Annotated in this window: 24 protein-coding genes; 9 read left to right on the plus strand and 15 right to left on the minus strand. The window is 44.5% G+C overall.

What is annotated here, in order from left to right; translation table 11 throughout:
• Position 1 precedes the first annotated feature (1 nt).
• Positions 2-1,117, plus strand: coding sequence for an aminotransferase class V-fold PLP-dependent enzyme (locus L2730_RS11730; RefSeq protein ID WP_248974768.1), 1,116 nt, complete (start codon positions 2-4; stop codon positions 1,115-1,117).
• A 228-nt stretch (positions 1,118-1,345) separates the two neighbouring features.
• Here L2730_RS11730 and L2730_RS11735 read toward each other — a convergent pair whose 3' ends face one another.
• Positions 1,346-1,648 carry a hypothetical protein gene (locus L2730_RS11735; protein ID WP_248974769.1) on the minus strand — a complete coding sequence of 101 codons (303 nt, stop codon included), beginning with the start codon at positions 1,646-1,648 and terminating at the stop codon, positions 1,346-1,348.
• A 244-nt stretch (positions 1,649-1,892) separates the two neighbouring features.
• On the opposite strand from L2730_RS11735, the gene L2730_RS11740 reads away from it, so the two are divergent.
• Positions 1,893-2,912 carry a WD40/YVTN/BNR-like repeat-containing protein gene (locus L2730_RS11740; RefSeq protein WP_248974770.1) on the plus strand — a complete coding sequence of 340 codons (1,020 nt, stop codon included), beginning with the start codon at positions 1,893-1,895 and terminating at the stop codon, positions 2,910-2,912.
• A gap of 68 nt (positions 2,913-2,980) precedes the next feature.
• On the opposite strand, the gene L2730_RS11745 is transcribed toward L2730_RS11740, so the two are convergent.
• The 5 genes from L2730_RS11745 to glnA form a co-directional block, all read right to left on the minus strand.
• On the minus strand, positions 2,981-3,295 hold the full coding sequence (locus tag L2730_RS11745) for a helix-turn-helix domain-containing protein (protein ID WP_248974771.1): 315 nt from the start codon (positions 3,293-3,295) through the stop codon (positions 2,981-2,983).
• Between the two features lie 48 nt (positions 3,296-3,343).
• Positions 3,344-3,772: a hypothetical protein gene (locus L2730_RS11750; RefSeq protein ID WP_248974772.1), complete on the minus strand. Its 429-nt coding sequence runs from the start codon at positions 3,770-3,772 to the stop codon at positions 3,344-3,346.
• A gap of 181 nt (positions 3,773-3,953) precedes the next feature.
• Positions 3,954-5,171, minus strand: a complete 1,218-nt coding sequence (locus tag L2730_RS11755; protein WP_248974773.1) for a dicarboxylate/amino acid:cation symporter — start codon at positions 5,169-5,171, stop codon at positions 3,954-3,956.
• Positions 5,172-5,343: 172 nt separating this feature from the next.
• On the minus strand, positions 5,344-7,524 hold the full coding sequence (locus tag L2730_RS11760) for a carbohydrate-binding family V/XII (protein ID WP_248974774.1): 2,181 nt from the start codon (positions 7,522-7,524) through the stop codon (positions 5,344-5,346).
• 457 nt (positions 7,525-7,981) lie between these two features.
• Complete coding sequence (glnA, locus tag L2730_RS11765) at positions 7,982-9,391, minus strand: glutamate--ammonia ligase (protein ID WP_020910491.1); 1,410 nt, start codon at positions 9,389-9,391, stop codon at positions 7,982-7,984.
• Between the two features lie 703 nt (positions 9,392-10,094).
• Between glnA and typA the strand changes: the two genes are divergently transcribed.
• Complete coding sequence (typA, locus tag L2730_RS11770; RefSeq protein ID WP_283105722.1) at positions 10,095-11,939, plus strand: translational GTPase TypA; 1,845 nt, start codon at positions 10,095-10,097, stop codon at positions 11,937-11,939.
• Between the two features lie 124 nt (positions 11,940-12,063).
• Entirely contained in the window at positions 12,064-12,195 is a 132-nt protein-coding gene (locus tag L2730_RS21985; RefSeq protein ID WP_283105723.1) for a hypothetical protein, read from the plus strand.
• A 313-nt stretch (positions 12,196-12,508) separates the two neighbouring features.
• Here the strand turns inward: L2730_RS21985 and L2730_RS11775 are convergent, their stop codons facing one another.
• The 3 genes from L2730_RS11775 to L2730_RS11785 all read right to left on the minus strand — a co-directional run bounded on the left by L2730_RS11775 (position 12,509) and on the right by L2730_RS11785 (position 14,825).
• Positions 12,509-13,723 (minus strand): 4Fe-4S binding protein, encoded by a 1,215-nt coding sequence (locus tag L2730_RS11775; protein ID WP_248974776.1) that lies wholly within the window; start codon positions 13,721-13,723, stop codon positions 12,509-12,511.
• A 181-nt stretch (positions 13,724-13,904) separates the two neighbouring features.
• Positions 13,905-14,552: a DUF2959 domain-containing protein gene (locus L2730_RS11780; RefSeq protein WP_248974777.1), complete on the minus strand. Its 648-nt coding sequence runs from the start codon at positions 14,550-14,552 to the stop codon at positions 13,905-13,907.
• 51 nt (positions 14,553-14,603) lie between these two features.
• Positions 14,604-14,825: a hypothetical protein gene (locus L2730_RS11785; RefSeq protein ID WP_248974778.1), complete on the minus strand. Its 222-nt coding sequence runs from the start codon at positions 14,823-14,825 to the stop codon at positions 14,604-14,606.
• Between the two features lie 121 nt (positions 14,826-14,946).
• Here L2730_RS11785 and L2730_RS11790 point away from each other — a divergent pair, with 121 nt between their 5' ends.
• The 5 genes from L2730_RS11790 (at position 14,947) to L2730_RS11810 (ending at position 18,667) form a co-directional block, all read left to right on the plus strand.
• Positions 14,947-15,912 carry a virulence factor BrkB family protein gene (locus L2730_RS11790; protein WP_248974779.1) on the plus strand — a complete coding sequence of 322 codons (966 nt, stop codon included), beginning with the start codon at positions 14,947-14,949 and terminating at the stop codon, positions 15,910-15,912.
• Positions 15,913-15,916: 4 nt separating this feature from the next.
• Positions 15,917-16,861, plus strand: a complete 945-nt coding sequence (locus tag L2730_RS11795; RefSeq protein WP_248974780.1) for an alpha/beta fold hydrolase — start codon at positions 15,917-15,919, stop codon at positions 16,859-16,861.
• Positions 16,858-17,427, plus strand: coding sequence for a hypothetical protein (locus tag L2730_RS11800; protein WP_248974781.1), 570 nt, complete (start codon positions 16,858-16,860; stop codon positions 17,425-17,427). The genes L2730_RS11795 and L2730_RS11800 overlap by 4 nt, the downstream gene beginning before the upstream one ends.
• 332 nt (positions 17,428-17,759) lie before the next feature.
• The gene (gene dtd, locus L2730_RS11805) at positions 17,760-18,197 is read left to right on the plus strand and encodes a D-aminoacyl-tRNA deacylase (protein ID WP_248974782.1); all 438 of its coding nucleotides are present in this window, start codon (positions 17,760-17,762) and stop codon (positions 18,195-18,197) included.
• A 5-nt stretch (positions 18,198-18,202) separates the two neighbouring features.
• Complete coding sequence (locus tag L2730_RS11810; protein WP_248974783.1) at positions 18,203-18,667, plus strand: thioesterase domain-containing protein; 465 nt, start codon at positions 18,203-18,205, stop codon at positions 18,665-18,667.
• Between the two features lie 57 nt (positions 18,668-18,724).
• On the opposite strand, the gene L2730_RS11815 is transcribed toward L2730_RS11810, so the two are convergent.
• The 6 genes from L2730_RS11815 to L2730_RS11840 all read right to left on the minus strand — a co-directional run bounded on the left by L2730_RS11815 (position 18,725) and on the right by L2730_RS11840 (position 24,563).
• Positions 18,725-20,101 (minus strand): DUF4397 domain-containing protein, encoded by a 1,377-nt coding sequence (locus L2730_RS11815; protein WP_248974784.1) that lies wholly within the window; start codon positions 20,099-20,101, stop codon positions 18,725-18,727.
• Between the two features lie 271 nt (positions 20,102-20,372).
• The gene (locus L2730_RS11820; protein ID WP_248974785.1) at positions 20,373-20,699 is read right to left on the minus strand and encodes a rhodanese-like domain-containing protein; all 327 of its coding nucleotides are present in this window, start codon (positions 20,697-20,699) and stop codon (positions 20,373-20,375) included.
• A 131-nt stretch (positions 20,700-20,830) separates the two neighbouring features.
• Positions 20,831-22,072, minus strand: a complete 1,242-nt coding sequence (locus tag L2730_RS11825) for a beta-ketoacyl-ACP synthase (RefSeq protein ID WP_248974786.1) — start codon at positions 22,070-22,072, stop codon at positions 20,831-20,833.
• Positions 22,069-22,794 (minus strand): 3-ketoacyl-ACP reductase FabG2, encoded by a 726-nt coding sequence (locus L2730_RS11830; protein ID WP_248974787.1) that lies wholly within the window; start codon positions 22,792-22,794, stop codon positions 22,069-22,071. Before L2730_RS11830 ends, L2730_RS11825 begins: the two co-directional genes overlap by 4 nt.
• Before the next feature lie 70 nt (positions 22,795-22,864).
• On the minus strand, positions 22,865-23,341 hold the full coding sequence (locus L2730_RS11835) for a hotdog family protein (RefSeq protein ID WP_248974788.1): 477 nt from the start codon (positions 23,339-23,341) through the stop codon (positions 22,865-22,867).
• Positions 23,334-24,563 carry a beta-ketoacyl-[acyl-carrier-protein] synthase family protein gene (locus L2730_RS11840; protein ID WP_248974789.1) on the minus strand — a complete coding sequence of 410 codons (1,230 nt, stop codon included), beginning with the start codon at positions 24,561-24,563 and terminating at the stop codon, positions 23,334-23,336. Before L2730_RS11840 ends, L2730_RS11835 begins: the two co-directional genes overlap by 8 nt.
• Positions 24,564-24,580 lie beyond the last annotated feature (17 nt).

Raw genomic sequence — 24,580 nt, forward strand, 5'->3', positions numbered from 1 at the left:
TATGAAAGACTTTAAAAATGATTTTATGTTGGCTCCGGGTTGTTACCTATTGAACCACTCGGTGGGGCGGCCACTAAAATCAGCAGAGCAATCTTTTAAGCAACAGTTCTTTACGCCGTGGCAAGATTCTGGTGTTGAGCCTTGGGGAGATTGGCTTGGTATTATCGAACGTTTCACTCAGGTGCTATCAACATTGTTTAACGCCCCTGCTAGTGAGTTTTGCCCGCAAGTTAACCTGTCGAGTGCGCTGACAAAGTTGGTGATGTCAGTAGAACGCTTGCAGCAAAATGACGCTGTAGTGTTAATGAGTGAGCTTGATTTTCCGAGCATGGGGTTTGCGCTGAAGAAGGCATTACCTAATGGTTGTGAGCTGCGGTTTATCCCCGCTGAAAGCGACATTACTGACGCTAATGTATGGGATAGCTATATTACTTCAGATGTTGATATGGTGTTTGTTAGTCATGCTTACTCAAACACGGGACAGCTATCGCCAATAGAGAAGATTGTCGAAACGGCTAAAGCAAAAGGGGCATTGAGCTTAATCGATATCGCACAGTCAGCAGGGGTTGTACCGCTAGATCTTAACGCGTTGCAGGCCGATTTCATGATAGGTTCTAGCGTTAAATGGCTATGTGGTGGGCCAGGGGCTGCTTACCTGTGGGTTAAAGGCCAACATTTAGCTAGTTGCCAACCTAAAGATGTCGGCTGGTTTAGCCATGAGAATCCGTTTGAGTTTGATATTCATGATTTTCGCTATCATCAAAGCGCACTGAAGTTTTGGGGCGGTACTCCCTCTATTGCCCCTTATGCCATAGCATCTCACAGCATTGAATATTTTAGTCGCGTGGGCTCGATTGCGCTGCGGAAACATAACCAACAGTTACTCGATGTTATTACTGAGGAATTAGAAGACAAAGTGGTTTCTCCTCGCGAGAAAAGCCAGCGCAGCGGTACCATCATTTTAGATTTTGCAGATAAGCAGCAACAAGTCTTACAAACACTAAAAAGCGCTAATGTGAGTGTTGATGTACGGAGTTTGGGAATGCGAGTATCACCGCATATTTATAATGATGAGGCCGATATCCAAGGATTCTTACAGCTGATTAAATCAATATAAAGCTAAGCGACGCTTTTGCTGCAGGTATAGGTAGCTAAAGGCATCGAGCTAAGTGAAAAGCGCGTAACGCAGTGATAAAAGCATTGAAACGAACTCGAAGGGTTGCGCTTCTTAGCAATTTTTACTGCGTTATAGGTTACTTGCGGAGAATGACTAAACCCCATAGCCTCAGCTTTATCAAAAGAGTCATAAGCTGCGGCAACAACAACCTTGAAAGATCATCAAAGTCTAGCGATTAAGTGCACGTAAGTGTGTTTTTCGGTAGTCAAACTGTTGGTTTAATCTAGTGATATCACCCAGACTCATTTTCGCGACTACAGTGTTGCCTTTATCATCAGATACAAATTTCTGAGCTGTTGCATTTACAAAGTCAACGACATAAACATTGTCTGCAGCTAATGCCTTGGCTGCATCAAGTGCGGCTGCTGCACTGCAATCGTTACACTTTGCCACAGGCGCCATTGCTGCCAAAGTTGTTGTTGAGAATAGAAGTGTTGCTAGTATCAATGGAGTCGTAAGGGATATTTTCATTATTAGTTCCTTCCATAAAACTGTGATTGAGATCACAGTTTAGGCGTGTTGCACAATAATTGTCCACTGTTTTTTGAATTTACTTTAAGCTAAGTTGTTGTTTAATATTGGCTTAATTAATCGAGTGCTAATGTTCGCTGAGGGAATTAGGATGATTGAGATGGTTTTGTCTTTTAAGCGTTAGTTGCCTATTACCTAGTATTAGGTGATAGTTACAGTACTTCAGTATTACAAGGTGAGTTTAATGAAGTTAATCATGTCGTTACTTTGTCTATTCAGTTTTTCAGCTGTCTCCAGTGTCTGGAATACCCAGCAAATAGATGCCAATCTATCATTTCGTGGTAGCGCTGCTGCTGACGGTGTCTTCTGGGTTAGTGGGTCTAAAAATAGCGTGTTCCTATCCAAGGATGCAGGGAAAACTTGGCTCGATGTTTCTGTTAAAAACCAACCATTAACCGATTTTCGTGATATTGAAGTATTTGATGCCAATACGGCGATAGTGATGGGGGCAGGTGAAGGCGAGTTATCTAAACTCTACATTACCGAAGATCAGGGCGCTTCATGGCAGTTATTGTTGGAAAACAAACATGAAGCAGGCTTTTTTGATTCGATTGCGTTTTGGGATAGAAATAATGGTTTGTTGTTAGGCGATCCTGTTGACGGCTGCTTTGTTATCTTACGAACCCGTGATGGTGGACAGAGTTGGCAACGAATTGCTCGGGGCAGATTGCCGGAAATGCTCGATAGGGAAGTGGCATTTGCGGCCAGCGGTAACACCTTAATGGTCGGTGAGTCTGGCCAAGCATGGTTTACTACTGGCGGCTACAGTAGCTCGATTTATACCTCGCAAGACTTTGGCGAGTATTGGCAACGAACGCATATCCCCTTGTTTGATGACACTCAAACTGCTGGCGGATATGGCATTTCTAAAAATAGCGTTAATGATATTTTTGTGGTTGGTGGCGACTACCAGCAACGGGATAAGCATGATGCCAATATGGTATATTTAAAGAATAAGGTGTGGCATAAAACCCGAAAATCGACACCGGGCCTGCGCACAGCAATGGTTTGTTATCAAGCTACTTGTATCGCGACTGGAAAGCTCGCTACAGATATTTCATTTGACCATGGTTACAGTTGGCAACCGCTGCAGATAGACGGACTAAAACAAGGTTACTATTCGCTGGCTATTGATAACGACACTGTGGTTGCTGCTGGGCATGACGGCAGAGTTGCAGTATTTACCATGCCACAAAGGCAGTAATTGCCAAGGCAAATTTTTAGCAGCGTGAAGATATTATACAAGCCCAAGTGTTTAACCTGGGCTTTGTGTTAGCTTATTGCTAGATAGGTGATAATGGCACCGATACAGCCACCAGATATCACTGCAATAGCGAGTATTATTGATTGAGATCGCAAAGAGACTTGTTGCATCTGTTGGCGGTCGGGAATTGGGATCTGTAACAAGTTTTTTTGTTCAACCTCCAGCACCGCACACAAACCCAACAATGTCTCACTTGATGCGCTGCCCTCTTTTTCTACTCGCTGAACCGTGCGTAAGCTAATAGCACAAGCATCGGCCAAATGCTGTTGTGTCCAGCCTTTAGACTGGCGCAGTGCTTTTACGGTTATCGCATCAATCTCCATATTTTACTCCACTGCTCCTTTAGCTTTTTCGATATATCTAGCTTTTAATCAAGCTATAAACTGATGGGTTAACCAGGCTGCTAGCCCACCAAAAATGAGCCCCGCGACAAAAAATAGTGATATTAGCTTGAGGGCTGATTTGCCATCCATATTGCGATAGGCCTTGGCTTCTGTAGTGACATACTCGCCATTTTTATAAAGGGCGCAAGCAACAGTAGCTGTAAGAAGATTGGTGATTTGAAATCTGACCTCATAATCATTGCCCATGTGGCAGAACTCGTGCGAGCTTTTCATTCCAAGATTACGCTTATCACTCACTACCTCATCATTAACATAGACGGTTTCTTGGCCTGAATACCCTGAACCGTGAGCGGTAATACGCACTCCTGCATCATCAAAATAGTACCAATATCCATTGGTGATTGTAGCCATTTCCATAGTGGTATCCATTTTATGTCGAGTCATTGAGTTTTCCATTTTGTGCTCCTTGCTGTGTTTGTATTTGAATTGCAGCAAGTTGAACACAAATTACCATTGTCTACGGCGTCATTGATATGACAGTCACACTATAGGCATATGACACTTCAGGTGTCACATCTATAAGAAGCTGATAATGCTAGCTTAAATTCATCTTTATTACTCATTTTGTTATCGGCACTTATTCAATAATCGTTGCGCTTTTATAGCGCTTGCCATTAATTCGCTCGATGATCTGGGTAGCATTAAGGTCATGTATGACATTAATTAATGTTGCCGGGGCGTCGGTAACTGCGCCAATAATGACCAGAATGGGGATCACTTCGATAGGTAACCCAAGGGTGGTAACAATGAAAATTTCACCTAAAAATGCACCGCCAGGTACGCCACTTATAATAAAGGCGGATAGCACTGAGATAAGTACTGTCAGAGCAAAAACATCGGCGCTAAAATCCAAGCCTAAGATTGAATAGATAAAGACAATCTTCAACGCGGTGGTCATTGATGCCCCGCCTTTATTGAGGTTAACCAACAAAGGCAGGCAGATGTCGGCGATCTCCTCTTTTATCCCCATCTTATTTGCAGCACGAATATTGACTGGTAATGTGGCTAACGAGGAGCTGGTACCTAATGCAGTGACCGATGGGTCAACCGCATTCTTCCAAAACTGAGTAACGCCTGTTACTCCACCACCAAGCCATGCGTAAGTTGTTGAACCAACAGTAAAATAGAAAAAGGCGGCGACAAAGAATAGGCCAATAGCGCGGGCAAAAGTGCTGAGCAATTCGGTATCTTGGCTAGCCATGGTTGAGGCAAAGTAAGCGCCTAAACCTACAGGCGCGGCGACCATTAATATAGAAACGATTTTCATTATCACAGTATTGAGGCTGTCTAGCATGGCTGAGACTTTCTCACCATCTTTGCCTGATTGACCAATCGCAATACCGGCAATGACTGACATGATGATGAGTGCCAGTATGTTAGATTTAGACAGTAAGCCGACAAAGTCATTGGTGGTCAGTAGTCCAACAAAATCCATGTTGCCAGATCCGGCTTCAACCTGTTGATGCAGATCGAGTACCACACCTTGTGCAGGGTCAAAAGCCAATGCTAAACCGACAATCGATACTGCAGGAATGATCGCCATGGCAATAGACACCATGAACAACGTGATAAGAATGATGCCTAACTTTTTTAAGTCGGTCATGCGGGCAATAGAGGAGGTCACACTAATCGCGACTAGCGGCACAATGATCATAAACAGTAAATTTAGAAACACTTGGCCTATGGGTTTTAGCGATAAAGCAAACTCTGGTAACACGATACCGATAGCGCCACCAATGAGTAGCGCCGACAAAAGAATTATCGAAGAACGATAGGGTTGAAGTTTTTGCCACATAGATCAGGAGCCACTTATTATTTGATGTCAGAACACTGACTTATGGTGTGTTTTAACCGTTAAACTAACGAGCCATTAACAGAGTGTCAACTTAGTCTGGGCGACGTAGGTATGGATACATAAATATAAAAGGCTTGCGATGTGCAAGCCTTTTCCTATGGTGAAAGCGGGGTTAACGTCCTCTGCGCCCCTCGCGCACCATGCCATGCTGACGAGCATTACGAGAGCGGTTTAGGCTTTCACGATCAAAATTACGATTATTCATCTGCCTATTCATATTGCTAGGCCTGTTTAACTCAGTATTTGGCCTAGAAGGCAGCGTCACCGGCTGACTGATATCGCGGTTATTTAGCCCTGTTTCGACTCGATCTCTAGTCTGGGGGGCAGGTGTCCAATTGCCTTTGTTACGGCTTTGCCACTCACCGTTTAAATCTCGTGCTACGTTGCCATTTTTATCTGCAAAAACATTATTAGCACGATTCTTATTGTGAGTTGCCTGTTTGAAGTTGCTGTTTATTTTGCTGGCATCGGCATTACGCACACGATTCTCTGGACGATTATATAGATTGTTTTTACCGACACGATTACCTGAAATATTATTGTTACGAGCAACCTTATTAGAGATGTTAGTTCTATTGCCAATACTGACGCTATTGCCGATGTTGATGTCGCCAGTGTTTATGACCACTGGGCGTCGGTAACCTCCACCGTAATATCCACCACAGCAACGACCCGGATAATAATGGTTCCCCCAGCCAGCGCTCCAACCTACACCTACACTGAAGAAGCCATTACTCCAACTTACGCCAACGTTCCAGCCTGTCCAAGGGTTATAGCCCACATGCAGCCCCCAAGTTGGTGGACGAGGGTAGTAGTAACGCCCCCAGTAGGGTGGGTAGTACCAACCTGTGCCATATACTGGTACCCCGTAATAGGGGTAAGACCACATGTAACCAGGGGTATAACCAACATAGACAACCTCGGGGGTCGAGTCATAAATCTCGACATAAGTGGTGTTGTAAACTGGCGAGCTTGGAGGGATTTTTGCTATCTCATCTGTTGGAACATTATCGGCAACTTTCCATGGTCCTTTTGCGGCAGATGCAACAAACCAAACGGCATTATCGACGGCATAGTATTGACCATTTATTTTTAGAACTTGAGTCGCGGTATTGACCGCATAAGCGACTTTAGTGCCTGGGATCGCGTCAAATTTTGGCTCGCCATCATACTCGACGTTGAGCTTAGCTTCACTGCGTTTAATTGCAGCAGTTTGAGGGATCTGGGCGTCAAGCATAGCTTGATCCGCTTCGGTTGTGCCCGCGACGGATACCCTTAGTCCACCAATATCTGATTCGGGTGGAATATCATTAAAGCTTGCAGGAAGTTTATCAGCACGGACAAATGCCCAAGGGCCTGCTTCTTTTTTAGCTTGAAACCAGCGCCCAGAAAGTAACAGGTACATGTCACCGGAAGAGACCTCTCTTATCCAAGCTGTCTCAGTATTACTGACATAAAGCAACTTACCTTCGGTTAGGCTCTTCCATTTGGGTTTACCATCGGTTGCAACCAATTCAGTTGGGGTTTTCACTGCTATTACAGCTGGCGCTGTTCCGGTATTTTTTGCTTCTGCATCATCGGATTTTGGCAGCATTTTTACTAGATCTTCAGGCGGGTACTCAGTGACTTGCCAAGGCCCCATAGGGTTGTCTGCTGTATACCAAAAAGTGCCACTGCTTAAGTACATTTTCTTGGTTTGTTTGTTGCGCGCCACGGCAAAGGGGGTGTTTAGCGCTCGCTCATAAGGACTATTTTCGATCTCTCTAAATTGCGGTGAACCATCATAGGAGAGGAGTACTGTAAGTTGCTGACGAAAAATAATGTTAGGCGCATCATTTTTAATATTCTCTAGGCTTTGCTTTTCCTGTTTAGCGTTGGCAAGGCTGGCAGAAAGGCGCTCCATCGAGATAGTAAAGCTGCTGGTGCCAATGGATTTTTCTACCACTTGGGTAAAGCGTTGTTCATCGGCTTCGGTTGACTCTGGCCAGCGCACTCGAGTCACTCTAACATCCCTAACGGTTGCGTTATCAGTGCTTGTGTCAATGCGAGCACTGAACCAGAAGGCACCAAAAATAGGGTCATCTCTATCGATGAGCTCTAAAGACATAGCGGCGCGCCCTTGCAAGATATTGCCGTCTAACGATTCTGGCTGCGGCTGATACACCACAATGTTACCCTCTTTAGCGGTCACTTCCTGCGGCCACTCGATAGCGTTAGCACTAAATATTCCCATCAACATGAGTGTGAAAATAGAAAAAATAGAGCGGCATTGAACGTAGATCCCAGCAGGCATAGCAGTTCCTTTTTGAGTGACAAATACGGTAAATGTTAATGCTTGTTATACCAATTGCATTAAAAGTTTGACCATTCAGCGGGAATTCAAAACGCTGTAGGCAAGTAGTGGGGTTTGAGCTAATAGTTATTCTATATCCAAATCCCATAGCGAAGCATACAGCGTTTTGAAACCCGCACTACGTGACCCCCTCAGTCTTTCCACTTCTGCTTTGCATTGGCTTAAAAGGGAATAACCATTTCTTTACCAATGCGCTTTGAATTGAAAAGACTGAGGGGGTCTGAACTGCTCAAATACTTAATGCAATTGGTATTACCGTCATAACTATAGCTGTAGATCAAAGTAGTCGCATTGTACAAAATAGAAATGTTTGATTTGTAAACACAAAAAAGCCCTAAGCATTTCTGCTTAGGGCTTTGCACTCTGTACCCGTTAAGCCACTACAGTGGCTTATAGATTACAAGCTGTAGTAAAGCTCGAACTCTACTGGGTGAGTTGTTTGGTTAACACGCTCAACGTCAACAGACTTAAGTTTGATGTAAGAATCAATGAAGTCATTGCTGAATACGTCACCACGAGTTAAGAATTCACGGTCAGCGTCTAGGCACTCAAGTGCATTTTCTAGTGAAGTCGCAACTGTTGGGATTTCAGCGGCTTCTTCAGCAGGAAGATCATAAAGATCTTTATCCATTGCTTCACCTGGGTGGATCTTGTTTTGAATACCGTCAAGGCCAGCCATCAACATTGCTGAGAATGCTAAGTATGGGTTAGCCATTGGGTCACCAAAACGTAGCTCAATACGACGCGCTTTTGCACTTGGTACCACTGGGATGCGGATCGAAGCACTACGGTTAGCTGCTGAGTAAGCAAGCATTACTGGCGCTTCAAAGTGCGGGATAAGACGCTTGTAAGAGTTAGTTGATGGGTTAGCAAATGCGTTAATTGCACGCGCATGCTTGATGATACCACCGATGTAAAATAGTGCGGTTTCGCTCAATCCGCCATACTTGTCACCAGCAAAGATGTTAACGCCATCTTTAGCTAGAGACTGGTGAACGTGCATACCGCTACCGTTATCACCAACGATTGGCTTAGGCATAAACGTAGCTGTCTTATTGTAAGCGTGAGCAACGTTATGAATAACATACTTAAGCACCTGAACTTCATCAGCCTTAAGCGTAAGAGTATTAAAGCGAGTCGCAATTTCGTTTTGACCGGCAGTTGCTACTTCATGGTGATGCGCTTCAACAACTTGGCCCATCTCTTCGAGTACTAAACACATAGCACTACGGATATCTTGTGATGAATCAACTGGAGCTACTGGGAAGTAACCGCCTTTAACACCTGGACGATGACCTTTGTTGCCATCTTCGTAGCTAGTACCTGAATTCCAAGCTGCTTCTTCAGCATCTACTTTGTAGAAGCAACCAGACATGTCAGCGCCATACTTAACATCATCAAATAGGAAGAACTCTGGCTCTGGACCAATCAATACTGTATCTGCGATACCTGTAGAGCGTAAGTAGTCTTCTGCTTTCTTAGCGATTGAACGAGGGTCACGGTTGTAACCTGTCATAGTGCCAGGGTTTAGGATGTCACAACGAATGTTAGCTGTTGTTTCTGCTGTGAAAGGGTCAAGTACGAAACTTGCAGCATCTGGCATGAGTACCATGTCTGATTCGTTAATGCCTTTCCAGCCTGAGATTGAAGAACCATCGAACATTTTACCATCTTCGAAAAAGTCTTCATCAACCTGATGGCTAGGAATTGAAACATGTTGCTCTTTACCTATGGTGTCGGTAAAACGCAAATCAACAAACTTAACTTCTAATTCTTTTAGTTGTTGTAAAACTGATTCAGCTGACATTCTAAAGTCTCCGAGTAGGGTAAAGGGTGATCCCTTGTTCTTATCTTAATGTTTAGCGCATAGTGCGATTCTGCTTTGTTTAAAGCTAGAGTTGTGCCAAACCTATAACTATTTGATATTAATCAATTATGGGCTGAGATGAAAACTTGCATCGCAGTTTTATGCACTGTAATGGTGCGATAGGTGGATCATTTTGGTGCGTGCGTCATAATCGTGCAATCTATTTAGAAGCAACTTTTCTAAATACAAAAGCTGGCGCCCAGAATAACAAGCAGAAGAATTTTTCATAGGGTGTAATTCAAAGAAAAGTCGACCAAATATAGATAAGTGTTATTTCAATACAAGACAGTAAAACGTTGTAGAAGGGCACCGTTATTGAAATGCCAAAACAGGGAAGTGCTACTAAAAACAAATTAAACAGGATTTTTGGCAGCACAACGGCGAAAAATCACCTCAAACAGCTGAAAAGGGCTGCGCAACAGAGAGTAGAGTAGAATTAATATCATTAAAGTGATGGATTAAAAGTGTATATAAAGCGGGCGTTATGGCGAAGAAAAGCAACGCGCAAGCGTTATTTTTAACGATTGGTTAAAAATAATCCTGTGAGATACTTGCTACCTAGAGTAGAATGTCACGCTTTTTATTGCAACTACTATACTAGTTTGGTTTAGCAGTTGTCAGTACCCCCTATATTTTTATACCGATGGTAAGAGGTTTAGCCGTGTTAGAGAATTTACGTAACATCGCCATTATTGCACACGTTGACCATGGTAAGACTACCTTGGTTGATAAGATGCTGGCGCAGTCAGGAACCCTTGAGTCTCGAGGAGAAGCCACTGAGCGGGTGATGGATTCAAATGATCTTGAAAAAGAACGTGGTATCACGATTCTGGCCAAGAACACTGCCATCAAGTGGAACGATTACCGTATCAACATCGTTGATACCCCTGGTCACGCCGATTTCGGTGGTGAGGTAGAGCGTGTTCTATCTATGGTTGACTCAGTATTACTACTAGTTGATGCAGTAGATGGTCCAATGCCACAAACTCGCTTCGTGACTAAGAAAGCATTTGCTCAAGGTCTTAAGCCAATCGTTGTTATTAACAAGATTGACCGTCCAGGCGCACGTCCTGATTGGGTTATCGATCAAGTATTCGACTTGTTTGACAACCTAGGCGCAACTGACGAGCAGTTAGACTTCCCAATCGTTTATGCTTCTGCACTAAACGGTTTTGCAACTTTAGATCCAGACGAAACTAGCGACAACATGACGCCGCTATTCGAAACTATCGTTGAAAAAGTTTCTTCACCAGATGCTGATGCTGAAGGTGATTTCCAGATGCAAATCTCGCAAATCGATTACAACTCATACGTGGGTGTTATCGGTATTGGTCGCATCAAGCGTGGTAGTGTTAAAACTAACCAGCAAGTTACAGTACTTGGCGCTGATGGTAAGACTCGTAACGGTAAGATGGGCCAAGTACTTGGTTACATGGGTCTTGAGCGTCACGAAGTTAGCGAAGCTAACGCTGGCGACATCGTAGCAATTACTGGTCTTGGTCAGCTACAAATTTCAGACACTATCTGTGCACCTACTTCTGTAGAAGCATTGCCAGCACTGTCTGTAGATGAGCCAACACTAACAATGACTTTCCAAGTCAACACTTCTCCATTCGCGGGTAAAGAAGGTAAGTACGTAACTTCACGTAACATCCTTGAGCGTCTAGAGCAGGAACTAGTACACAATGTTGCACTTCGCGTTGAAGAAACTGACAGCCCAGATCGTTTCCGCGTATCGGGTCGTGGTGAACTTCACCTTTCAATCTTGATTGAAAACATGCGTCGTGAAGGTTACGAGCTAGCAGTATCTCGTCCAGAAGTTATCGAAAAAGAGATCGATGGCGAGATGTGTGAACCATACGAAACACTAACTGTTGATGTTGAAGAAGAGCATCAAGGTGCAGTCATCGAGAAGCTTGGTACACGTAAAGGTGACATGCGTGACATGCAGCTAGATGGTAAGGGTCGTGTACGTATCGACTTCGTTATTCCTAGCCGTGGTCTAATCGGATTCCAAACTGAGTTCATGACAGCGACTTCTGGTACTGGTCTTATCTACCATTCATTCGACCATTACGGTCCTGTGAAAGGCGGTGATATTGGTCAACGTGCTCGTGGCGTATTGATCTCAAACGCAACTGGTAAAGCACTGACATTTGCATTGTTTAACCTTCAAGAGCGTGGTCGTCTATTTATCACTCACGCTGCAGAAGTTTATGAAGGTCAGGTAGTTGGTCTACATGCTCGTGCTAACGATCTTACAGTTAACTGTTTGAAAGGTAAGCAGCTTACCAACATGCGTGCATCAGGTACTGATGAAGCACAGGTACTAACTCCACATATCGAAATGACACTTGAGCAAGCGCTTGAGTTCATCGATGATGACGAGCTAGTAGAAGTAACTCCTGAGAACATTCGTGTTCGTAAGCGTTACTTGACTGAAAACGAGCGTAAGCGTCATAACCGTACTGCTAAAGACGCAAAATAATTTGCTGCAGCTAATGCTGCGCAGTTAGTTTGTTTCAAGCATAAAGTTATAAAAGCCCTGAGCATGAAAATGCTCGGGGCTTTTTTGTGTCTGGAACATTTATGCCAGTACCCATGGATGGGTAGTGCTGGTATTAATACATGGCCAACTCTTTATGAGTAAGAGTGTTCCATCTGGTAGTAGCTTGTTGCGTTACACTGACCCCAAAACCATTTTGTTGTCATTTATGGGCAATGAAGTTTTAGGGGCGATATAACAAAAAAAAGGCAACCCATATGGATTGCCGTAAAAGTTGTTCAATTTGGAGTGCGCTAGCGTCGAAACTGAATCTGGTGCCAAACCTAACTAGGAATGTGCAGTTGGGATGATGAACAAAACAAGAAAACAAATATTTAGCAAAGCATTTTACAGTGGTTAGCTAATAAAATTGGCGCGTAAACATTGGCCTCATATAGTCAGAGTGCGAAAGTTTTAGATGGTTCCAACTTTCTCCATTAACAAAAATTTAGATTTAAAAAAGGGCAACTCATAGTGATGAATTGCCCAATAGCTTTTGCTTTAATAAGCCGCTAGTGACCTATCGAGTTTAAATGTTGGATCAAATACATCCTCGTTTCTGTTGGAGTCTGGCTGACCCAGAAACCACTTAGATAGGCGATAAGTGGAATTAAAAACAGTAGTGCAATTAACCCGATCGTCAGGCCTCGTGCAGACAGTTTTATGCCGTTACGGGTACTAAACGTTAAAGCTTCTTTCTTTGGGCAAGCCGACACACAGCGCATACAGGCTTGGCACTCATCTGAGCGAACATTACCTTGAGTGTGTACGCTAATATTCGCCGGACAAGCACGAGTGCACTTATCACAGTTCATGCCTTTACTTTCAATCAAGCAATGCTGTGTGCTACGGCGAATTTTAAAGGGGCTTAGAAAGCTAACTAGCCCCAGTAGTGCTCCATAAGGGCAGATGTAACGGCAAAAGCCTTGTCGGCGCCATGCTGACAAACTCAAGATAAAGCCAAAACAAATTAACGTGACTAAGCCTGGAGTGATAAAAAACAGCGCCATTTTGAGATCGGCTATCTTGTGGTAATTACTATTCAAATAGCCCGGTATACCAGCGGCTGGCATCCCTATAATAATGTATAGCAAGCCAGCTAAGATTAGATACTTGAGCATTCTTAGCGGCCAATCCAACCATGCTGGTGGCAAGTATTCAGCTTTGATAAAGCGCTTTCTGAGTTTATACAGATACTCTCCAGCGATCCCAAGTGGACAAGCCCAGCCGCAAAAAGCACGTTTACAGAGCAAGCCAGTTAATAGCACGACGGTGAGCATGACTGCAGCTGCTGGGTGAGTTTGATCCCATATACCCAGTGTCACAATGGCTTTTAGTTCGATGCCGCCTGCAATGGGCAGAAAGGCGTCGCCCACATCTGGGCGCATTAGCCAAGGGGTCACGCCAGCTTTGAGCAGTGCACTGTTCACGGCAAATTGCACCCCAACCAGCAGCATCGATAATGCCAGCAGATGTTGGACTCCTTCACGAAGGTTATTGCTCCTCATATCGCCCTGAGCGACTTGAGGCTGGAACTTGTTAACTATCCCTATGATGATGACGGCAATCGCGAGAGCAGCTATTAGGGGCCAATATAGACTTGATAAGACAGCGGCTGAAACGAGGACTCCGCTTGCTGCTGCTCCCCATTTTTTGCCACTCCAATAAAGCAGACTAACACTGTAGGTGAGTGCCAATGTAAGCGTTAAGGATTCGATAAAGCTCATAGCAAATACGTTTAGTAATGATTGATACTAATGTGAAAGCTTTATAGCAATTAAGTTCTTTTGCGGCAGCAAGGATGTGCAGCGGATCGAGTAATTGGAAATGGCTTGTGAAAAAGTAAGGGAAAGATCACAAGTATGGCTCCTAGAGGTCAATATCTAGGAACCTCACTTTAGACTGCGCTTATTTGCCTTCTAATGAAGCAATAAACTTGGTTGATTCATCAATCGACTTATTCATCTCTTTGATAAGCCCTGATATATCAGTTTGCAAGCTAGTAAATTCACCTTTGATTGCACCAATGGCTTGGGCGTTAAGGTTGTGCTTTAAGTACAGCATATTGTCTTTCATCGCCGTGAGTACTGGTGGCATCTTACTTTCTGCGCGACGCATACTTTTTACTAACTGAGTATATGAACGACGAGTCTCTTTTAGTTTCGACTCACTATTGCGGCGAAGGCTGGCTTTGCTTATTTCGCCAATTTCTGTTTGCCACTCATCAAATAAGGCTTCGGCCACATCTTCAACTTTATCAATACGCTTAGTCACATCATCGGCGGCATCTTGGGCTGACTCATACTCATCTTTTGCTTTATTGTAGGCACTTTCTAAGTCGCCACCGTCATGATTAAGCAGTGCCTGCATCTCTTCAAGTGCAGAGCTAAACTGCTCCTGTGCTTCCTCTTGAGACTCTTTAGCGTCTTCAACACGATCGACCATGATATCGCGTTTATGATAACCGACTTTTTCCATTGCACCGTAGTAGGCGCTTTGACAGCCAGTCAGCAATAAACTGGCACTAACAATGACAACCGATAATATTTTTTTCATCTTATTCAGTCCTGAAAGTGATTCTAAAATTTAGGCTTAAAGTAAAATTCACTAGTTGGCGCGAAATTTAGCCGCATCGATAATACTCCACAGGTGTGCAATACCGCCGATGATAGCTGGGAAGATTAACCACCACATGGCATAACCGACTACCGCGACAATACAAAACACCAATGCGGCTAATATGCGACCTTGTACTAATTGCCCTAGACCGGGAAAGAAAAAGCTTGCGATAGCGGCGATAACATTGCCTGCGGAACCTTGTTGAGACATCAATTCAATCCTTATACTTGTAAAGAGAAGGTTATAAGCTTTATTGTACCGATATAGATCTAAATAAATCATTTATCGTCGTACAGATTTGGTACAACTTTAACAGAATCAAGAGTAACAAGTGAAAAATAAGATAGCAGTAAATCAATTTCGGTCTTTTTTGTGGAGTATTTGGGCATTTTTTTTACATTTGCTGCGCCGCTTTAAAGAGGATCAAGTCAACATTAAGGCAGGGCATCTTGCTTACGTTACCTTGTTGTCTTTAGTTCCAATCGTTGCGGTGATGTTTTCTATGTTGTCGGCATTTCCAGTTTTTGCTGGTATACGAGGTCAACTTGAAGGATTTGTTTATGACAACTTCTTACCAGCTGCGGGGGATACGGTACAGCTCTATATTAATGAGTTTGTTGATAATGCGTCTAAAGGGACAACCGTCGGTATTGCCGCTTTGGTTGTGGTGGCGCTAATGCTGATTTCTGCAATAGATAAGTCACTCAACAGTATTTGGCGTACTAAAGAGAAGCGTCAGATCGCGGTTTCCTTCTCTATGTATTGGATGGTGCTGACACTCGGGCCTGTATTGGTGGGGGCAAGTCTGGTTGCAACTTCCTATCTGGTGTCGCTTAAGCTATTTAATGACTCAGAGCTGTCTGGCGTGGTGCCATTAATCATTGAGCGCTTGCCGATGATGTTCTCTGTAGCGGCATTTTTGCTGCTCTATATGGTGGTGCCAAATAAGAAGGTAAAGTTTTTCCATGCTCTCTTGGGAGCGATTGTCGCAGCAATGTTGTTTGAACTTGGTAAAAAAGGCTTTGCATTTTACGTGACTCAATTCCCTAGTTATGAAGCTATTTACGGCGCGTTAGCGGTGATCCCGATTTTGTTTGTTTGGGTATATGTTTCCTGGATCATAGTGTTAGTTGGTGCTGAAATTACCGCTGCAATGCCAGAGTATTTACGTGAGCGTCAGATCGCCAGAGCGGCACGGTTAGCGGAAGCGGCTCAGTTAGAAGAATTGGATTTAGCGGCAGAAAGAACAAAGCAAGCTGCAAAAAAGACGAAACCGACTGCTGAAGACGGAGCTTAAAAAGGTGGAGTGTCAGTCAATATCACGGGACTGGCTGACCGTTGGCGATGGGCATGAACTTTACGTGGCTCAATATGGCAATATGGATGGGATCCCGCTGTTATATCTGCATGGCGGTCCTGGAGCTGGTTGTTCAACCGAAGAGCTCGTTTTGTTTGATCTGTCTATATATCGAGTCATTTTCATGGATCAAAGGGGGGCGGGGCTGTCGCGTCCTAGAGGTGAGCTCAAGCACAATAATGTTAATAAGCTACTCACGGATATAGAACAGGTTCGAGAGTGGCTGGACATATCAAAATGGACTCTTGCTGGAGGTTCGTTTGGTGCAACACTAGGGCTGTTATACGCAGCGGCGTACCCTACTAGAGTCATCGAACAGGTGTTGTGGGGGGCGTTCATTCCTAGCGAAGAGAGTATTCGGTGGTTATATGGACAACAAGGGGCTGCGCGGTTATTTCCATCTGAGCAGCTTGATTTTAGTGTTGTTGCAAGCTCCGATAAGCAGCAGCTTTTTTCATGTTATAGAGATGGATTGGATAATCAATGCGCTAGCGTTCGCAAGGATTTTACCCGTCGTTGGCTCCGTTGGGAAATGGCTTTGGCTTACCCAGGTTGTAAGCAATATAAGGAAAATACAAATCTCAGTCAGGTGTTAGCAAGCATCGAGCTTTATTATGTGGCTAATAATTATTTTGCTGCTTTCGAACAACTATGTGATTCACTCGTAAATATTCAGGCGCGAACCGTCATTATACAAGGAGAGCTAGATTGGGTTTGCCCGATTGGAGTGCTATTAAGCTTTTTACAAGACTACAAAAACCAACACATTAACTTGGTGGAAATTAAAGGCGGTTACCATGCCTTGGCTGATATAAAAATGACAAGAGCCGTGGTAAGCGCGATTCGGGAAATGGCCCAAATAATAGAGAAAGGAAATAAGCATAAATGAGAAAATTAATAATCATAGCTTTAATGTTAGGGCTGACAGCATGCGCAGCAACAGAGAGTAATACTGAAGTTGAAGTAACGACTAAAGCCCCAGATAGCGTGACTCTTGGTGATATGACAGATGCAGAGGCTGCTGACAAACTTTTAGAAGCGCTATTGAATAAAAGTTATTTAGCGAAGAAAGCGGGTCCTAATGGTGTGGCTGTGGAGTTTGATAGTAGCCAGTTTATCTTACAACCTAGCATTAACCCTGAAGGGATTGACCGCATTTTAATGAACCGCTTCTATGCTATTCATCCTAAGTATGTGGGTAGCAAAGAGATATTAGTGATGATTGGTACCCTTAATCAGAAACTTAACTTTGCTAAGTTTGTCGTGAGAGAGCGAGGGGCAGTCATCCAAGTGCAAGGTGCGGCAACCTTTGTTGATACCATTAGCATGGAAGAGATCCGTCGCTTTATATTGTGGACTGATGAAGGTTTACGTCAGGTTGGCAAGTCGCTACCTGAGGGGGCGGAAGATGTGATTAAACCGATCCCAGTTATGCAGAATATTCAGTCGATTTAAACAAGGCTCAAGGAAAATAAGGCTTAGGAGCAGAAAGCTCTTGGCTTTAGGCAAGGCTAATAAAGGTTGTAGAGAACGCTAAGACAAATGACCTTACGGATGTGACTTGGTTATATACGTAACTTTGCGCTTACGAAAAGTATGTATCTTCTGTAGGTTGGGCTTTAGCCCATCAATTGTTTTTTTAGAATTTGTCGGTATAAATGCCAACCTATAGAATGCGGGAAAACTATTTTCCGAAAGTGAACTTGCGATCGCTCAGTTATCCGTAAGCGCAGCATTCGTCTTCGATTTTTTATTTAAGCTATTAATTTTTAAGGGAGAGTGTGTAAGTGATTGCCTTAATTCAACGTGTAAGTGAAGCTAACGTAGTCGTTGATGGTGAAACCATTGGAGAGATAGATAAAGGCCTGTTAGTGCTATTAGGTGTTGAGCGCGAAGATGATTTAGCCAAAATGGAAAAACTGGCAACTAAGGTGATGAGTTATCGAGTCTTCTCCGATGAGAATGGTAAAATGAACCTCAATCTAGAGCAAGCGGGTGGCAGTTTATTAGTGGTGTCGCAGTTTACCTTAGCAGCAGATACTGGTCGCGGTCTACGCCCAAGTTTTTCGGGTGCGGGAACACCTGAACAAGCGCGAGAACTTTACCAAGCTTTTGTTGATTTTTGTCTTTCGAAAGGCGTTAACACACAAACGGGTGAGTTTGCTGCTGACATGAAAGTGTCCTTGGTCAATGACGGCCCCGTTACCTTTAATTTGCAGGTATAGTGGTTATGCAAAAACTGGCTTTTGACGAAGATAGCTTACTAAAGCAACTGCAAAGCACTTGGTATCAGACGATTCCCGTTAGTCAGTTTATGCAGATCGCTCCTCTCAGTTTTTCCGGGCAAAGTTTTAGTGTTACTGCGCCATTAACCCCCAATGTGAATCTGCATCAAACTATGTTTGCCGGCAGTATTTATACGCTTATGACCCTAACGGGTTGGGGCATGGTGTGGCTGCAACAACAGCTGGCGAAGGTGGATGCTGATATCGTGCTGGCGGATGCCAATGTTCGTTATATTGCCCCTATTACTGCAGATCCTGTTGCCAAAACAGAATGGATAGATACAGATCTATCAGCATTGCAACGTGGTAAACGAATTCGAGTCAATTTATCTATAGAGCTTTGGTGTGCTGATAAACTGTGTGCCGTATTTGATGGTCGTTTCGTCAGTCGACCGAAAAGCAGTGACTAAATTTTTCACACAAAAAAGCGGCATTAGAAGCATGCCGCTTTGTAAGTCTTTAGTCTTTTATTTTGCTACAAAGTCGTCCATTAAAATTACACCTAAAGGTACTCCACCGCCCATATTGTCGACGGCAGCTACACTGTAGATCCCACCTGCCATTAAGCTTACTGGCAGTGGACCAATAGCCACGGTTTTGCTGTCATGTGGAGTCACGTTAACCACATAGTCACCAGCAGCAATTGACAATGCTCCTGAAGTCGCCATAAAGGGTACATCGCTTAACGCTGGAGTGGCATCACTGATATCGTCAGTAGCCGTTAAGTAGATGTCTACATTACCCGCTGAGTATGAAGTGTGCGATACACTAAGCTTGGCTGCGGTGGCAATTCTGCGAGGACTTTCCATTACAATGAATGGTGAAATATCTGAGTCTGTTAGTGAACCTACCGCGAATGCTGAGTAACTCATTCCCTGCTCCAAAGTGACTTCGGCAGCGTCAATAACTACCACTGAATTGTCTGCATCAGCAGCAACTGTCACAGTGTGGTCACCTTCAGGTACATTTAAAAATCCAGTGACTTGCTTGAAAGACAACATATCAACTGCAGGCGTCGTTGAGCCGTCTAAGAATACATCAACAGCGGGAGCGTCGGCGACAGCATGAATAACTCGTAAATCAGCGCCAGCATCCTTGTCTTGGATTAATGCTTGCCCTTCAGGCAGCGCAGCAAGTAGCGCTACAGGGGCAGCTCCGCTCCATACATTAGTAACGGCAGTGAGTAAGTAGTCTGCCTGCGCCATTAAGCTGACAGCCCCAGAGTCATAAACGACATCTTTTTGGTCCGCAGCGGTAATACGGATCTGGTAATCTCCTGCAGCGAGTTCAATCTGATCAGTATAAGCGAGATAATCAAGCGATAGAGTTGCTGACATCATACTGATATCTGCGTTTGGTTCGGTAACGTATACATCAACTTCACCTACACCAACAGTGCCGTGCAGCACTTGTACGCGGGCGTAATCGGCGGCAATTTCTGCTGCAGCATTGGCAATTAGTACCAGCCCTAAGTTGTTATCCGCGACACTGCCGACTGCGACAGCGGTGTACTCCATATCTGCTTCGGCATCCAAATTGGCTTCTAATACAGTGAGGGTGTCATCGCCTGGAAGTTTGGCATCGACAGTTATGGCATAAGTTGCGGAATCAACAGTTAGCAGTCCTGAAGATTGAGCATAGTCAACATCAGTGAGTAGGCTAGCTCCGTTAGCGGTGATATTGACCATGGGGGCATCTGCACTGGCATGGATGACACGAACTTGTGATGTATCAACAACAGTGAGCACTGCTGGTTCTGGGCTTGGATTATTGTCATCATCACTACCACATGCTGTTAATGCGAGTGCAGAAATAATTAAGGCACTAGGATATAGGCGTTGCATAGGATTTCCCTTGTTTTGTTTGGGTTCATCTCGCTATACGGCCTTCAAAAAAATAACGATCACAATTTAGTTACATTTTGTCTACCTGTCATTACTGTTTTACGTTGGTTTATCGAGTATGTTTATGTTTATGAAGGTGAAAAAATTATCAATTTTTTGATGTTTTTTGCTGAAAGTAGAGGAGGCTGGAGGTCAGAAAGGAGAGTTTAAATCATTTTGTCTAGCCAGTGTTAAAGCCGTAAAGATTACGGCATCTCATTTAAGCAACTGGTTAACGCTTTGGCTCACAGGCGAGTAAATCTTTAAGGGCACCTGCGTTGACTACGCTTGGAAGGCCACTTGCTGATAGAATATCACAGCCTTTTTGCGCTCTGATCCCTGCACCGCAATAGAGTAAAAATATTTGCTGAGGGTTGCTAACACGGGCAACCCAAGTGGCTAAAGTATCCAACGGAACATTAACCGCTTGTGGTAGGTGGCCGCCAGCAAACTCTTGTGGGCTGCGTACATCAATCACCAAGGCACCTTGCTTAATCAGTTGCCAACATTTATCACCAGGCTCACAATGAGACAGTTTCGACAGTGTTACTTCAGACATAGGTTTTCTCTCGTTGTGACGTCAATAGTAGAGGGTCTATTAAAACTTATCATTAGACTTAATTCAATAAGATTTCTCTAATCAATGTTTTTTGAAAACATAGCCCCCAAGCTGGAGGCACTGTCTGAGCGTTAACTAGACCACTTTTTAAAGATGAGAGAGGTGTTAATGCCGCCAAAGGCAAAGTTATTACTCATGACATAATCGGTTTCAATCTGCCTAATAGCGTCTTTGATATAGTCGAGCTGCCCACATTCGGGGTCAATCTCCGTGAGGTTCAGTGTTGGGGCAAACCAGCCTTCATTCATCATCTCTATGCTCGTCCAAGCTTCAAGCGCCCCGCAAGCACCTAAGGTGTGCCCGGTATAACTTTTCAGCGATGATATTGGTTGTGAGCCACCAAAAACCGCATGAGTCGCCTGCGTTTCAGCAATATCACCGCGATCAGTAGCGGTGCCATGAGCATTCACATAACCAATTTTTCCAGCATCGATTTGGGCATCTTTGAGTGCCAATCTAATGGCTTTTTCCATGGTGTCAGCATTTGGCTGAGTGACATGTAAGCCATCAGAGTTGGTGCCGAAACCTACTATTTCAGCATAGATTTTTGCGCCGCGAGCCTTTGCATGTTCAAGTTCTTCAAGCACTAAGGTACATGCGCCTTCACCAATCACTAATCCGTCACGCTGTTTATCGAAGGGTTTCGGTGTTTCGGCTGGAGTATCATTTTGGGTACTGGTAGCAAACAGGGTATCGAACACCACGGCTTCTGTTGGGCAAAGCTCTTCACCGCCACCGGCTAGCATAAGATCTTGCTGGCCGTATTTGATCGCTTCGTAGGAGTAACCAATGCCTTGACTGCCAGAGGTACACGCGCTGCTTGTCGTATGCACTCGGCCTTTTAAGCCAAAAAATACTCCAACATTGACTGCGGTAGTATGCGCCATCATACGTATGTAGCTGGTAGCAGTGACGCCAGACATATCACCAGTTTTGAGCATATCGCCAAAGGCGATAATCGGGTCGGTACTGCCAGTAGATGAGCCGTAGGCTATTCCCATCGCGCCGGAAGTGACGACAGGATCGTCCAGCAGATTGGCATCAATCAGCGCGAGCTCACTGGCGCGGGTGGCCATAATGGATACTCGTCCCATGGAGCGAATTTTTTTACGTGAATAGTGCGCTGGCTGCTGAAAGTCGGTAACTGGAGCGGCTAAGCGGGTATTTAGTCCATCAAATTTATCCCACTCATCAAGCTTAACGACACAGTTTTTCTGTGCTTTTAGGTTAGCAGCAATGGTTTGCCAGTCGTGGCCTAGAGCGGTTATTCCGCCTATGCCTGTAATTACGACTCTGCGTGGCAGGCGGTTCATATCATGCCTCCATTAACCGAAATCACTTGGCGTGTGATATAGGCTGCGTCATCTGACATCAAGAAATTAGCCAGCCCTGCGATTTCAGAGGCTTTGCCCATCCGTCGCATCGGCACAATCGTGTTGACCATATCTTTTGGAATATCTGACACCATATCAGTTTCGATAAGGCCAGGAGCAATGCAGTTGACGGTGATTTTGCGTTTCGCTAGCTCAAGTGATAGCGCTTTAGTGGCACCGATAATGCCGGCTTTTGAGGCGCTGTAGTTAACTTGGCCGCGATTACCTGCAATACCCGATACTGAAGCCATGGTGACAATGCGCCCGCCTTGCCTTGCTTGTACCATCGGCATCACGGTTGGGTGAATAACATTATAAAAGCCATCAAGGTTAGTATGTACTACGCTGTCCCACTCTGACTCCGTCATCGCAGGAAAAGCGGTATCACAGTTTATGCCAGCATTTAAGACAACGCCGTAATAGGCGCCATGTTGTTCGATATCTTGCTCAATAGCTTGTTTAACTGCTGCGCGATCGGCAATATCAAATTTAAGGCAAGATACCGATACACCGAGTTGCTCTAATGCGTACTTTGTTTCATTGGCGGCGTCTATATTTTGGTGATAATGCATGGCGATATCAAATCCAGATTCTGCCAGTTTTAACGCGACTGCTTTGCCAATACCGCGGCTAGAACCTGTAATGAGGATTCTTTTAGTCATCTTTTCTCCCTAACAGCGCCCTTAGATTTGCTTAATGGGATTACGCTGTTGTCTATGATGTTATTTTTTATTAATCAGTGGCTTCAGCAATATAGGCTTGGGTATCTTGTGGCTGAAATACATTAACATTAGCCTCAGCAACCAGCTGTTTATTGTGCATTACCTTACAATCAAATACCGCTAGACCTGAGTCCTCTTGATAGAGTCGAGTGACATGGGTTTGATAGGTCTCGCCGTCTTTAAAATGGGTGATATGCATCTTCAGCTTACGGGTGCCCAGCAGGAAACCCACTCTAATAATATCGTCTCTTAGCCGTGCTTCTACTCCTGCTAAGGCGGCAATACTTTGCGCCATATATTCAATGCCGACATAGTTGGGCACACCAGATAGGCTTTCATCAAAATAGGCGCTAGCGCTGCTGATAACAGTTTGAGTGAGCAAGCTATCGGCTTCAAACTCAAGTAACTGACTAATCAACACCATGGGTTGTCGGTGAGGAATAAACTGCTCAACGTCTTGACTGGCAAGGGTGGTTATATCAAACATCTGTATTCGCTCGCTCGGTTGTTTGTCTATTCCTGCTAAGAATTAGGCTGGCATTACTGCCGCCAAAGGCGAAAGAGTTACTCATAACATGCTGTAGTGGAGCACAATCCCCTTGAACGACTAAAGGTAATACTGGGTTATTGGGATCTTGCTGTCCGTCCCACACTTGTGGAGGTAATAGGCTGTCAGTATTTAAGTCACTAAGTAGCAGGTAGCAAAACGCCGCCTCAATGGCTCCAGCCGCTCCCAAGGTGTGGCCAATCAGCGGTTTAGTCGAGCTGCATGCAGGTGGATGATGACTAAATACCGTATTGACGGCGCGGCTTTCCATTGCGTCATTTTTCGGTGTTGCGGTGCCGTGCAAGTTTAAGTAACTAATTTTCTCTGGTGCTAACTGCGCCATATTTAGCGCTGAGTGCATAGCTGTGATAGCACCTATGCCATCAGGGTGCGGTGCGGAGATATGGTAGGCATCGCTTGATTCACCTACTCCAGCTAATAGTATTTCATCCCGCTCCGTTGCGCGGGCTAACAGAAATAGCGCTGCCCCTTCACCAATATTGATACCGTCACGATTGACACTAAAAGGCTGACAATGTCCCTTGGAAATTGACTCAAGCGAGTTAAAACCATTGAGGGTTAATTGGCACAGGGAGTCGACACCGCCAACAATAGCGATATCACACAGATCAGCATTGAGCATTCTGCGGGCACTTGCAAAGGCTTTAGCACTTGAAGAGCAGGCTGTTGAAACGGTCAGGCACGGGCCGCTTAGGCCAAAGTAATGCCGTAAGAATTGGCTGGTATCGCCTAATTCTTGCTGCGCATAGTCGTATCCAGTCGGGAACTCGCCGTACTGACTGTGTTGAGCCAAAGCTTGCTCACCAGTGGCAATACCTGAGGTGCTGGTGCCGATGATTACCGCCACTCTATCTGCGCCATATTGCTCTTTGGCTGCTAAGACTTGCTGTTTAATCTGCTTAGCTGCGACTAACGCTATTTGATTATTACGGGTATCAAAATGCTGCCATTTTATAGCTAATGGTTGCAATACGCTACGGACCTCACCCACAAGTGCAGGACGCTCAAGCATTAAGTCGTCGCGCCATTTCATACCGTCAATGTTGGCATTAATCAGGTTATTGAACACGGCGGATGGGCTGTCACCTAATGGCGTACATAAACCTATCTGTGTTATTGCTATTGCAGTCTTTGAGTTCACTTTAAATCACCATAACA

It is taken from the genome of Shewanella kaireitica (assembly GCF_023284045.1).
In the GTDB taxonomy this organism is placed as follows: Bacteria; Pseudomonadota; Gammaproteobacteria; order Enterobacterales; family Shewanellaceae; genus Shewanella; species Shewanella kaireitica.